At 69.7% G+C, this 12,775-nt stretch carries 11 protein-coding genes; 7 read left to right on the top strand and 4 right to left on the bottom strand.

The genetic code is table 11. From position 1 onward, the window contains the following. Positions 1-97: 97 nt before the first annotated feature. Positions 98-820: a hypothetical protein gene (locus tag O7632_RS01415; RefSeq protein ID WP_278110740.1), complete on the bottom strand. Its 723-nt coding sequence runs from the start codon at positions 818-820 to the stop codon at positions 98-100. A 503-nt stretch (positions 821-1,323) separates the two neighbouring features. Next, a complete protein-coding gene (locus O7632_RS01410) occupies positions 1,324-2,538 on the bottom strand; it encodes a transposase (protein ID WP_278110738.1) in 1,215 nt (404 codons plus the stop codon). Between the two features lie 155 nt (positions 2,539-2,693). Between O7632_RS01410 and O7632_RS01405 the strand changes: the two genes are divergently transcribed. Beyond that, positions 2,694-4,274: a peptide deformylase gene (locus tag O7632_RS01405; protein WP_278110736.1), complete on the top strand. Its 1,581-nt coding sequence runs from the start codon at positions 2,694-2,696 to the stop codon at positions 4,272-4,274. Here the strand turns inward: O7632_RS01405 and O7632_RS01400 are convergent. After that, a complete protein-coding gene (locus O7632_RS01400; RefSeq protein WP_278110734.1) occupies positions 4,250-5,365 on the bottom strand; it encodes a globin domain-containing protein in 1,116 nt (371 codons plus the stop codon). The two genes, O7632_RS01405 and O7632_RS01400, sit on opposite strands and share 25 nt — an antisense overlap. A gap of 208 nt (positions 5,366-5,573) precedes the next feature. Between O7632_RS01400 and O7632_RS01395 the strand changes: the two genes are divergently transcribed. Beyond that, positions 5,574-6,323 (top strand): CPBP family intramembrane glutamic endopeptidase, encoded by a 750-nt coding sequence (locus tag O7632_RS01395; RefSeq protein ID WP_278119758.1) that lies wholly within the window; start codon positions 5,574-5,576, stop codon positions 6,321-6,323. Here the strand turns inward: O7632_RS01395 and O7632_RS01390 are convergent. Then, positions 6,310-7,578 (bottom strand): hypothetical protein, encoded by a 1,269-nt coding sequence (locus tag O7632_RS01390; RefSeq protein WP_278110732.1) that lies wholly within the window; start codon positions 7,576-7,578, stop codon positions 6,310-6,312. The two genes, O7632_RS01395 and O7632_RS01390, sit on opposite strands and share 14 nt — an antisense overlap. 268 nt (positions 7,579-7,846) lie before the next feature. On the opposite strand from O7632_RS01390, the gene O7632_RS01385 reads away from it, so the two are divergent. The 5 genes from O7632_RS01385 (at position 7,847) to O7632_RS01365 (ending at position 12,775) form a co-directional block, all read left to right on the top strand. Next, positions 7,847-8,647: a GntR family transcriptional regulator gene (locus O7632_RS01385; protein WP_278110731.1), complete on the top strand. Its 801-nt coding sequence runs from the start codon at positions 7,847-7,849 to the stop codon at positions 8,645-8,647. Further along, entirely contained in the window at positions 8,644-9,459 is an 816-nt protein-coding gene (locus O7632_RS01380; protein ID WP_278110729.1) for a cyclase family protein, read from the top strand. Before O7632_RS01385 ends, O7632_RS01380 begins: the two co-directional genes overlap by 4 nt. Further along, complete coding sequence (locus O7632_RS01375; protein ID WP_278110727.1) at positions 9,456-10,304, top strand: cyclase family protein; 849 nt, start codon at positions 9,456-9,458, stop codon at positions 10,302-10,304. The genes O7632_RS01380 and O7632_RS01375 overlap by 4 nt, the downstream gene beginning before the upstream one ends. Positions 10,305-10,316: 12 nt before the next feature. Further along, entirely contained in the window at positions 10,317-11,666 is a 1,350-nt protein-coding gene (locus O7632_RS01370) for a sugar ABC transporter substrate-binding protein (RefSeq protein ID WP_278110726.1), read from the top strand. A gap of 92 nt (positions 11,667-11,758) precedes the next feature. After that, positions 11,759-12,775, top strand: a complete 1,017-nt coding sequence (locus tag O7632_RS01365) for a sugar ABC transporter permease (RefSeq protein WP_278110724.1) — start codon at positions 11,759-11,761, stop codon at positions 12,773-12,775.

Here is a 12,775-nt window from a genome sequence, read left to right as displayed (position 1 = left end):
ACCGTACCCGGGCAAGGTGAGACAGTGACGAGACTGAGCCCCCGCGATCGACCTTCGCGGGGGCTCAGCCGATCACGGCCGTCAGCTGGCGCGGACGTCAGTTGGGGCGGATGCAGCAACCCGGGCAGATCTTCGGTTCGGGCAGGGTGAACGCCAGGCAGCAGGTCTTGCGCTGGACGGTCGGCTCGCCGTCCGCGCCGGGCACCAGCTCGATCAGATCGGCGACGTCGAGCGCGTCGAGCAGCGTCCCGATCGTTTCGGCCGGAGTTCCCGGAAGCGTGTCGGCGGCCTGCAGGATTGCGTACGCGACGCCGGACGCCAGCGATCCGAGCAAGGTCCGCTGGCCGATCTTGACCTGGCGGTGGATTGTGTCCAGCAGCGGGTTGAGGTGTTCATCCAGCAAGGACGCGCGGAGCAGGCCCAGCAGCGCGGCGTCGTCCGGCACGACCACGACCTCGGGCAGCCCGGACACGGCGAGCGGGTCGTTGGGCAGCACCGCGACGGTGACGCTCGGGCGCAGGCCGATGTCGACCAGCGGCCCGGCCTCGTCCATCCGCAGCAGTACGTCGCTGGCCCGCAACAGCGGGACCCGCCGGGCCGCCGCCCAACCCAGGGCGGCCGGTAGCGCCACCCAGTAGCTGTACGCCTTCCACGCCAGGGCGGCTGCGGCGTGCCGCTTGGCCTGCCACCGACGGGCGGCCGAGGCGAGCAGGGTGGGCAACTGGTCGCCGTCGATGAGCGTGGTCGCCGGCACCCAGCCCGTCTCGTTCGACACCAGCAGGCCCGGGTGCAGACCCGGCAGGTCGTCGGTGCCGAACATGGCACGCAGAGTAGCGGTCACTGGGGCCAGTGGCGCGGGGGAATGCGCCCGGCGGCTGATGACGGCGGTCACAGTGAGTAGCCAGACGAGTGGGGGGTGGTCGGGCGGGGGGCAGCACCAGTGCGCGGTCGGCTGCTCGGCGACGCGTCCGCCCAGGTGAGAGCGACCGGAACCCTTCGCGGGCTGTCTGCCAGCCACATCGCTGCCACCGTGACGATCCTTCCGACTTACGCTGTCGCATCACCCTAACGCGCTAAGGCTAGCCTAACCAGACTTTGGTGTGAACGCCCCCCGAAGGGGTGACACCGGTTACAGTCCGCAATCCTGATCATCCGTACCGGCGTGGGTCCGGGTCGGCTGCCGGGCTGGGCTGGAGCGGAGTCTCGTTGACGGCTTGTCAAGATTTGTGTCGGCAACGCGCCATTGCTAGCCCGCTGTCCGAGTCGGAAAGCAGACTGATGTTCCGGCCTGAGGGGACGCTCACCGTGACAATCCTCCCCGCCCTAAAGCTCAAGGACGGGGATTCCCTGGGTCGCCCCAGGGGGTTCCTGCTTCACCGACGACCGCCCCGTCCGAGAGGAGGACTCCCGGTGAGGTCTTACACCGCCTCCACAGGCAATCACGGAGAGCCCCTCCGCGAGAAGGTTGCGGGCCGCGTTGACGTCCCGGTCGTGGGTCCGCCCGCACCGGCAGGTCCACGACCGGACCGCCAACGGCAGGTGTTCGGCCAGTACGCCGCAGGCCGAACACCGCCGGGTCGACGGGAACCAGCGGTCCACGACCACCAGGTCCCGGCCGTACCAGGCGGTCTTGTTTGCCAGCATGGTTCGGAACTGCCGCCAGCCCGCATCCGAGATCGCGCGGGCCAGACTGTGGTTGGCGACCATGTTACGGACGGTCAAATCCTCGATCACGATCGTTTGGGTGTCACGAACGAGCCGAGTGGTCAGCTTGTGCGGGTGGTCGCGGCGGCGGTCGGCGATCCGGGCATGCACGCGGGCCACCGCCAGCCGGGCTTTGGCCCGGTTCGCCGAACCTCGGGCTTTCCGGGCGAGGTTGCGCTGGGCGCGGGCCAGCCGCTGGTGGTCGCGGCGTTCATACCGGGGGTTGGCGATCTTCTCCCCGGTGGACAGGGTGAACAGGCTGTCGAGGCCGGCGTCGACCCCGACCGCACCCGACGCCGGCACGTGCTCGATCCGGTCGTCGCAGAGCAGGGAGACGTACCAGCGGCCCGCCGGGTCCTGCGACACGGTCACCGTCGACGGCACCGCACCCTCCGGCAACGGACGCGACCACACGATGTCCAACGGTGCGGTCATCTTCGCCAGGGTCAGCCGGCCGTCGCGCCACCGGAACGCGCTGGTCGTGTACTCCGCCGACCGCCGCGACCGCTTCCTCGACTTGAACGTCGGATACCGGGCCCGTTTCGCCCAGAAGTTGGTGGACGCGGTCTGCAGGTGCCGCAGCGCCTGCTGCAGAGGGACGCAGGAGACGTCGCCGAGGAAGGCGAGTTCGTCGGTCTTCTTCCACGCGGTCAGCATCGCCGACGTCGCCCGGTAGGTGACCCGTTCCCGCCGCAGGGTCCACGCCTCGGCGCGGGCGGCCAGGGCCTTGTTGTAGACCAGCCGGACACAACCGAACGTCCGGGCGAGCTCGGCCGCCTGCCCGGGGGCGGGGTGGAAGCGGTACTTGAACGCCCGCTTCACGGTCCTGGACACAGTCCACAGTCTAACGATTCGGTCGTGAGCCCAGGGGGGTGGCGGGTGAGTGGACGCCGATCCGCCTCGGCGGCGGATCGGCTTTCCCTGTCCTGCTCCGCAGGGGTTCCGTTTCCTCCCCGGCCGCAACGCCGGGGTATCCACGGAAGAATCCGATGACCAGCTCGCCCATCGACCGCGCCGCCGACACCTTCGCGGCCGAGCTCGCCCAATGGCGGGCGGAGCGGTCGATGACCAAGAAGCAGTTGGCCGCGCGGATGGGCTTCGACCCGTCGTACATCAGTCACGTCGAAGGACGCCGGCACCGCCCGACCGAAGACTTCGCCCGACGGGCCGAGGCCGTACTCGGCGCCGGCGGCGCGATCTGGCAGCGATTCCAGGAGTACGACGAACTCCGCCACGGCCGGGCCGGCGCGGCACTGCGCGAACCACCAGTGCCGGAGCAGTGGATGCCGCCGGGGACCGGACTGATCGTCGAACAGGAGGTGGCCGCCCTGCGCTACCAGGACGGCTACTACCACTGCACCGTCCGCCGCGCGCTCTACAACGCCGGCACCGAACCGGTCACCCGCTACCTGGTCCGGATCGCCGTCGACCGCTACCCCGACGACCCGGAGCGCTCCAACCTGCACCACCGCGACCATCCCCTCACCTTCCCCGAGCTCGACCTGCACGCCTACTGCGGCGTACCGGAGCAGCGCGAGCCGATGCAGTGGCACACCAAGCACGACCGGGACGCCTTCAAGGAAGTCTGGCTGCACTTCGAGAACGCCGAAGGACGCTTCCCGCTCTATCCGGGACAGCGGGTCGCCATCGAATACACGTACCGGGTCGGCCAGGAGAAATGGGGCCACTGGTTCCAACGGGCGGTCCGGTTGCCGACCCGGCAGCTCACCGTACGGCTGGATTTCCCGGCCGGGCTCGACCCGCAGGTCTGGGGGGTCGAGACATCGCTGTCGGCCGAGGAAGCCCCGCTACGGACCCCGCTGCGCCGGCAGCAGAGCGACGGCCGGACGACGCTGGAATGGTCCACCGAGGCTCCGCTGCTCAACGCCCGCTACCGGCTGGAGTGGCGGTTCCGGGCCGCACCCTCGGAGTCCGTGTCGGCGTCGCCATCGGCATCCGCCCCCGTCTCGGGGCCGGCATCCGCCCCCGTCTCGGGGCCGGAGCCGGCCAGCGATCGGATGCGCGCACTGGGCATCGTGCAGCGCGGTGCCGAGATCCTCCGACAGCCGGCCCAGCCGTTCGAGCTGCCCGCGGACGGGGCGGTGGCGCGGGACGCGGCCGACCGACTGCGCGCCGTCCTGGCCCACGTCGACGACGCGCACCCGTTCACCAAAGGAGTAGCGCTGGCCGCCCCACAGATCGGTCTGCCCTGGGCCGCCGCGCTGATCCGACCCCCGGACCTGGACGCCGAACCCCTCGTGCTGCTCAACCCCCGGATCGTGGACACCTCGGTGGAGACCGACGAACAGTACGAAGGCTGCCTGTCCTTCCTGGACGTCCGAGGGGCGGTGCCCCGGCCGCTGCGGATCGACGTCGAACACACCCGATTCGACGGCAGCCGGGTGATCACCTCTTTCGACCGGGCGATGGCCCGACTGGTCGCCCACGAGATCGACCATCTTGAAGGCCGGCTGTACGTGGACCGGATGCCGCCCGGCTCCAGCCTGGTCCCGGTGACGGAGTACCGGGGCAGCGGCCGAACGGGTCAGATGTCGCCGAAGCTGTCGTAGCGGATCCGGTCGGCCGGGATCTCCAGCTCGGCGAGCGTCCGCAGGCTCGCCCGCACCATCGGCGCCGAACCGGAGACGAAGAAGTCGTGCTCGTGCCAAGGCCCGTAGCGGGCAAGCACCTCCGACACCTCGCCGTGTTCGCCGGTCCAGCTCGGATCGTCGGTGCAGCATGGTACGACGTTGAGCCACGGATAGGTGGCGGCCAGCCGTAGCAACTCGTCGAGGTCGTACAACTCGTCGCGGTGCCGCGCGCCGAGATAGACGTGCACCCACCGGCTTCGGTTGAACCGGGTCAACTCGTCGACCAGCGCCTTGATCGGGGCGAAACCCACCCCGCCGGCGAGACAGACGATGTCCCTCGGCGACTCGCGATCCAGCACCATCGTGCCCATCGGCGCCGCGATTCGGAGCAGATCACCCGGCCGTACCCGGCGCACCAGGGCGCTGGACACCCAGCCGGCACCGACCGCGCGGACGTGGAACTCCACCGTGTCGTCCGGGCGGGGCGCGTTGGCGATCGAGTACGTCCGCCACAGGCGCGGCTGGTAGCGCGGCACCTCGACGCTGACGTACTGGCCGGCCTGGTATCGCAGCGGATGCTGCAGCGGCTGGCAGGTCAACACGGCGATGTCGGCACCGCGGCGTTCGTGCGCGAGCACCTCGGCGTGCCAGAACGCCGGGTCGGCATCCTGTTCGAGGCCGGTGATCATGTTGCTGGTCAGCAGGCCCAGAGCGTCGGCCCAGGCTTGGTCGTACTCGATGGTCCACCGGTCACCCCCCACGGTGCGCAGCGCCTCCAGCAAGGCACCATGGAACGCGGCGAACTGCGACGGTTGGACGTGGAACTTGCGGTGGGCCCGGCCCAGCCCCTGGACGTACTCGGTGAACCGCTCCGGGTCGTCGATGGACGCCGCCGCGGTGACGAGCGCTTCGACCAGGCAGCGGCGTTGGGTGTCCAGATGAACGGGAAACAGCTGACGCAACCCCGGGTCGGTGAGGAACATCCGCGCGTAGAAGTGGGCGGCCACGTCGTCGTGACGCTCCTCGACCAGGACCCAGCTCTCCTTCAGTAGTTGCGAGAGGTTGCTCATCTGCGTCCTTCTGGTCAACGAGTCGTCACCGGGTCCGTACCGCTGTGCTCAAGGATCAACACTCTTCGTGTTGGTCCGGCGCACAATTTGTGCGATATTGCTGCTCCCTCCCCGACTGAGGCAGAGTGATCCGGTGACGGTCGATCTCGCCGGGGCAGCACCGCCCGCCGGCACCCCGCCAGCGCCGCCGCCGACGCCTGCGGCACCGCTGCCCGCGCCGCGCGTCCTGCGTACGGAGATCCTGCTGGTCCTCGGCGTCTCGCTGGGCCAGTCCGCGATCTACGCCCTGGTCACCATCACCGCCCGACTCACCGCCGACCGGCCGCTGTCGCAGCAGACCGCCACCATGAACGCCTCGGTGTCGGCACGTCCCTGGCTGGACCTGACCTACCAGCTGCTCGGCATCTTCTTCGCCCTGGTGCCGGTGCTGTTGGCGATCCACCTGCTCAACCGCGACTCCGGCGACGCCCGGGCGCGACTCGGCCTCGACACCCGGCGACCATGGTGGGACGTCGCCTGGGGAGCCGCCCTGGCCGCCGGGATCGGACTGCCGGGGATCGGCCTGTTCTGGGCGGCGGCGGCGCTCGGGGTCAACGCCAGCCTGGTGCCGGCCGCCCTACCGGACCTGTGGTGGACCGTCCCGGTGCTGATCCTCGCCGCCGCCCAGAACGCCATCCTGGAAGAAGTGATCATCGTCGGCTATCTGATGACCCGGCTGCGCCAACTCGGCTGGCGGATCGGCGCCGTGATCGCGACCAGCTGCCTGCTTCGCGGCACCTACCACCTCTACCAGGGCCTTGGCGCGTTCGTCGGCAACGTGGTCATGGGCGTGGTGCTGTCGCTGTTCTTCCTGCGTACCCGCCGGGTGATGCCGTTGATCATCGCGCACACCCTGCTCGACGTGGTGGCCTTCGTCGGCTACGCGCTGCTGCCCCGGGAATGGTTCAACTGGCTGTGACCGCCGCCGGCGTGCTGGTCGCCGTACCCGCCTGCCGGTAGTGGGCGGTGGCCCGCGCGGCCAGCCGTTCCAGCAGCATCATGTCACCGGCCGAAGCGGCCAACACCCGCGCCCCGGGCAGCAGCCGGGCGGCGGCGCGCACCAGCGCCCACCCGCCGGACAGCCCGGCCGGACCGGCCACCGTCTGCACGATCCGCTGCGCGGCGTCGACCAGCCGTACGGCGAGATCCGCCGAGTCGGGTACGGTGCGGCTGGCTCGGTCCACCGCTGCCCGAGCCGACTCGTCGTCCGGGTGGATCAGGGCCAGGACCAGCAACTCCACCGCCCGCTCGGGCTCGGTCGGATCCATCTGGTAGGCCGCCGCTACGTGCAACACCAGGGCGGCCTCGGTCCAGCCGACAGCGGCCAGTTCAACCACCGGGGCGAGCAGACCGGCACCGGTGGCCGCCGCCGCCCCGAGGCCACCGAGCCGGACGAACCGGCGGACCGCCAAGCGCGCCAGCGCGTCATCGGTCGCGGCCGGATACTCGTGTCGCAACCTGGCCGCCCACTCCTTGGCCGCCGGGCCGATCGCGTCGACGGCGGCGAGCGCCAGCAGTTCCGGGGCGTGGTCGGGGCGGGCCATCAGCCGTACGAAGGTCCGGTGCGGGACGCTGGCCGGTGCGATCGGCGGCTCACTCGCGGACGGCGTCGGCTCGCTGATCGGTTGCGGCGGCTGGCTGACGAGCGGTGCCTCTGTCGATTCGTTGGCGGCGGGTGGGGCCGTCGTGGCCGCAGCCTCGGGTTCCGGCTTCTTGGCCGCGGTCTTCCTGGGTACCGCTTTCTTCGGTGCCGCCTTCTTGGCCGGGGCCTTCTTGACCGGGGCCTTCTTGACCGGGCTCTTCTTGGCTGTCGTCTTTCTGGCCGGGGCCTTCTCCGGTACGGACTCCGGCGCTGGCGGCTGCGCAGCCGGGGGAGTCGCCAGCGGCTGCGCAGCCGGGGGAGTCGCCAGCGGCGGTGCGGTCGGTGGCTGGAACAGGACCGGAGCGATCGTCGCGGGAGCCCGGCGGGGACGCGCCGGCCGGGACGGCGGTCGCGCGCCGGAGTCCGGTTTGTCGCCGGCGGTCGACTGCTCCGCCGGATCGACCACCGGCGGCGTGAAGTCGGGCTTGGGCGTGCGGGCACGTGGGGCGCGCCGGCCCTTCGGCGGGGCGTCCGCGCCTGCGGGCTGGGCGTCCGCGCCTGCGGGCTGGGCGTCCGGCGACTGCTCCTCCATGCTCAGTCAGCCTAGTCCGCGACGGCCAGTCGTACCGATCAGGAAACCGGCACGGCGGCGTTACGCGACCGTTATCGCCGTCCTGAGCTGCTGACTCTTGACAATCCCCGATTGTTACGGCTACGTTTCCGTCTACCGTACACCGTCGACGATAACGTAAAAGCCCTGGTGGGAGCGTTGTTGCACCGACCAACCCGCCGCTGGATCACCGCAGCACGGGGCACATCGAGAAGGGCACCTGATGACCGGCAACGTCGAAGCAGGCACCATGACCACCCAGCTTCGAGTACCGCAGAAGGTCGTACTCAGCGAGTCGACCTACGACGTCCTGCGCACCGCCATCCTCGACGGCACGCTCAGCCCCGGCACCCGGATCGTGGAAGAGTCTCTCTCTCGCCAACTGGGCGTCAGCCGGGCACCGCTGCGCGAAGCGATCTGGCTGCTCAAACGCGACGGGCTGCTGGTCGAGGAGTCCACCCGAACCACCCGGGTCGTCCAACTGACCGAATCCGACGTGCAGGAACTGCACATGATCCGGGCAGTGCTGGAAACACTGGCCTACCAACAGGCCGCACCGCTGCTACGCGACGAGCACCTCGCGGAACTCGACCAGATCATCGCCGAGATGCACGAGGCGAGTCTGGCCGGCGACACCCGGCGGATCGCCCAGCTCGACTACGCGTTCCACCGCACCCTGTGCCTGGTCTGCGAACTCCCCCGGGTGCGCAAGCTCTGGGACGAACAGCACGTCCTCTTCCGACTCTGGCTCAACATGGTCGGTCCCTCCCTCGGCACCCAGGACATCGCCGACACCCACCGAGTGCTTCTCGACGTCGTGCGCGGCGGCGACGCCCGCGCCATCTCCGAGCAGGTGATCGAGCACGTCTACCTGGTCGGCGGGGTGCTCGCCGACCAGCGTCGGCAATGGGCCGCGGCTCAGCCCCGGCTCTGCTTCCCGGACACCGAGGGCGTCGCGTCGAGCGGTACCGCGTCAACCGGCGCCGCCTCATCCGGTGCCGCCTCATCCGGTGCCGACGACGTCCCCGCCCCTCGAAGGAGTGACCGATGACGGTCGTCAACCTCACCCTGCCGCTGTATCCGTTCATGCCGGTCGGAAACGTCTGGGCCTGGGACTCACCGTTTCAACTGACCCCCACCCTGACCCACCGACGGCACGGCGTGAGCGTGCATCAGATGAGCTTCCACAGCGAGGCCGGCACCCGGCTGATGCTCGGTGCCTGCTACGACGACACCGCGCCCCGCGTCGACGAACTCGACTACGGCCCACTGGTCAACCGGCCCACCGTCGTCTTCGACGTACCCAAGGAGGCTGGCGCGGAGATCGACGCCGCTGACATCGACCGACTCGCCGACGACCCCGACTACCGCGACGGCGACGCCGTGCTGCTCCGTACCGGCTGGGGGGACGACCAGCGTTACCGCACGCTCGGCGACGAGTACGCCAGCACCTCGCCGCACTTCTCACTGGCCGGCGCGGAACGCCTCGCCACCCTGCTCAAGGAGAAGAACAGCGACCTGATGCTGACCGACTGCGCCTACATCGGCAACCTCGGCGAGGCGTACATGTATCCCGAGTGGTCGTCGCGCCAGCCGTGGGACCGGCCGCCGTTCCCCTCCCAGCAGGCCCGGATCTACCTGCGTCACTACACGCCGCAACGGGGAGCCGGTGGAGGTGCCCCGGACTGGGCCTCGTCAGTGGTGCTGCACGCCGCCACCTCACCGGTGGCCGCGTTGGCGAACTGCGGAGCACTGCGTGGCAAACGGATCACGGTCACCGTACTGCCGCTGTTTCTGGCCGGCGCGCACGGTGCCCCCTGCACCGTGTGGGCGACCGACGACACCGTGGAGGAGATCCGGTGAGCCACCCCACCACCATCAACCTGACCAGGCCGATCACCTCCGATACGCCGGCCGGTGCCCTGCTTCCGTGGGAAGCGCCTTACCGCACCGAGGACATCGTGACGCTCACGGCCAACGGCGCGAACCTGTTCCACATCACCATGGGCAGCGGATCCGCGACCCGCCTGCTCGGACCCGGCCTCGGTACGCCGGGCGGAGCGACCACCGAGCGACTCGCCCCCGATCGGATGGTCAACCGCGACGCCAGCGTCGTACGGGTCGGACCGCGCGAGCCGTCCGGTTCGGTCGGCGCCATCGACCCGGACCTGCTGCGCGCCGCCTTCGCTGCCGCCACCCCGGCGAAGGGAGACGCCGTCCTGCTGGTCACCGGCTGGGGCGACACCGACCGCTGGCGCGACGATCCGCACTACTACCTGGACACCCCACACCTGACCGAGCCGGCCGCCGAAACCCTGGCCGACCTGCTCGCCGAGCTCGACAGCGATGTGCTGTTGACCGATTGCGCCTATCTCGATTCCCCGGGCGGGGCGCACGCCCGATCCGAGTGGACCGATCTCGTCCCGTGGTTGCGTCCACCATTTCCCTCCGACGCCGCCCGAACCTACCTGGAGCACTACCGGCCGGACCGGGTCCGCCGCGACTGGGCGGCCACGCTGGCCCTTACTTCGCGGATCTGGACCGTGGTCGGCCTGGTCGGATGCGGCGGCCTACCGGCCGACCGGGTTCGGCTCACCATCGCCCCCCTCAACGTCCACGGGGTGGGCGAGGTGCCCTGCACCGTCGTCGCGCAGGAAATCGTGCAGGAACGCGACGACGGCGCACCCGCGAGAACATTCCCGCGTTAGGAGACATCAGACATGTTGCTCACCGCGCGTCCGGCCGTACGGGCGCTTGCGATCGGCCTGACCGCCATGCTCGCCGTCACCGCCTGTGGTTCCACCGGCGGCGGCGACGGCCCCGAATTCGACGGCGACACCTTCGACTGGAAGCGGTACGACGGGACCTCCCTCAAGGTCTACCTCGCCGACACCGGACAGGTGGAGGCGTTGCGCGACAACCTCGACGAGTTCACCGAGCTGACCGGAATCACCGTGGACATCGAGTCCGCCGACGTGACCAGCTACCGGCAGAACCTGCCAGTCCGGCTCACCTCTCGGGCCAGCGACTTCGACGTGATGGCCACCTTCCCGGAGGTCGACGGGCTCCAGTTCGCCAGCAACGGCTGGTACACCGACCTCGGCCCGTACATCGACAACCCGGGCGTCACCGACCCCGAATACGACTTCGAGGACTTCCGGACCGGTGTCCGGGAAGCGATGAAGGTCGACGACCAGACCGTCACCGTTCTGTGGGAGATGCAGACCGACCTGGTCTACTACCGTAAGGACCTGCTGGAACAGGCTGGTCTGCCGGTGCCGACCACGTTCGAGGAATGGGCGGCGGCGGCGCAGGCCGTTCACGATCCGGACAACCGGCTGTACGGCTTCGCGCTACGCGGCATCCCGTACCAGACCACCACGCCGTTCTCGTCGTTCCTCTACGCGCATTGCGGTCAGTGGGTCGGCGACGACGGCCAGGCAGTGATCAACTCGCCCGAAGCGCTCGAAGCGTACGAGGTGTACGGGCAGCTCGGCTACAACTACGGCCCGCCCGGCATCGCCGGATTCGACTGGCCGGTGCCGTCGCAGCAGTTCGCGCAGGGCAACGTCTTCGCCTTCCTCGACGTCAACCTGTTCGTCAGCGAATTGGAGGACCCGAGCCGCTCGCGGGTCGCCGGCAACGTCGGATACACCACGGTGCCGCGCGCCGACTGCGACCCGGCACCGTTCATCGGCGGCTGGGGATACGCGATCAACCCGTTCTCCGAGCAGCGCGACGCCGCCTGGTACTTCATCCAGTGGGCCACCAGCAAGCAGATGAACCTGGATCTGAAGCTGACCGGCTGGCCGAGCCCGCGGGCGTCGGCCTGGGAGTCGCCCGAGTTCGCCGCCGGCGACCCGACACCGGAGTTCAGCGAGGTCGTGCTGGACAGCACCGAGAACGCGCGGGCACAGATGAACCCGCCGGTCACCCCCGGCGTCGAGGCACGGGAGATCGCCGGGCTGGTGGCTCACCGGGCCCTCGAAGGCCAGACCGGTGACCAGCTGCGACAGGTCGCCGACCAGCAGAACGAACAGCTCCAGGGACTCCTGGACGCCATGCGATAGCTGACTCGCGCGGCCGGTGACCGGGGTGGGACGGCGTCCCGTCCGGACACCCGACCCCGGTCACCGGCCCCCGCGCGGGAGAGGACCCTGTGATGTCCCAGCTCACCGAAACACCACCGGCGCCACCGACCCCACCGACCCCACCGGCCCCGCCGACCCCACCGGCCCCGCCGACCCCACCGGCCCCGCAGACCCCGCCGGCTGGATCCGGATCGATGCCACCGCGACGCCGGCCGCTGCTCGACTGGATGGACCGGTACGACCGGTACATCCTGCCGGCACCGGCAGTCGTCGTCGTGGTCGCGATGCTCGCCTTCCCGATCGTCTACACGATCTACCTGAGTTTTCACCAGTGGTCGGGTGGACTGCGTCCACCGGAGTGGATCGGCCTGGACAACTTCACCGAGGCGCTCACCGCCAGACAGTTCTGGGGCAGCCTGTGGCGTACGGCGTACTTCGTGATCCTCTCCGTCGGCCTGCAGGTCGTGATCGGGGTCGGCGCGGCGCTGCTGTTCCACCGCCGGTTCCCGGGGCGAGGGATCGCCCGCACGTTCTTCATGTTCCCGATGATCGCCACGCCGGCCGCGGTCGCCCTGGTCTGGAAGATGATGTACGACCCGACCATCGGGGTCTTCAACTACCTGGTGCAGAGCTTCGGCGGACCGACCCTGCTGTGGACCTCCGACGCCAACCTGGTCATCCCGGCACTGGCCATCGTGGATACCTGGATGTGGACGCCGCTGGTCATGCTGATCGTGCTGGCCGGGCTGGCCGCGCTACCGCAGGAACCGTTCGAGGCCGCCAAGGTCGACGGAGCGGGACCGATCCGGACCTTCTTCAGCGTCACCCTGCCGCTGTTGCGGCCGGTGATCCTGGTCGCGGTGCTCTTCCGGCTCATCGACGCGATCAAGACCTTCGACATCATCAAGGTGATCACCGACGGGGGACCCGGACAGGCATCAGAAACCCTCAACCTGTACGCGTTCAAGCAAGGCCTGTCTTACCTGCACTTCGGCTACGGATCGGCACTGCTGGTCTTCCTGACCCTGCTGGTCTTCGGCGTCGCGATCGCCTTCACCTACGTCCGTGCCCGTACCGAGGAGAAATGA

The organism is Solwaraspora sp. WMMD406 (genome assembly GCF_029626025.1).
Taxonomy (GTDB): domain Bacteria; phylum Actinomycetota; class Actinomycetes; order Mycobacteriales; family Micromonosporaceae; genus Micromonospora_E.
This window is presented reverse-complemented; position numbering and strand designations above follow the sequence as displayed.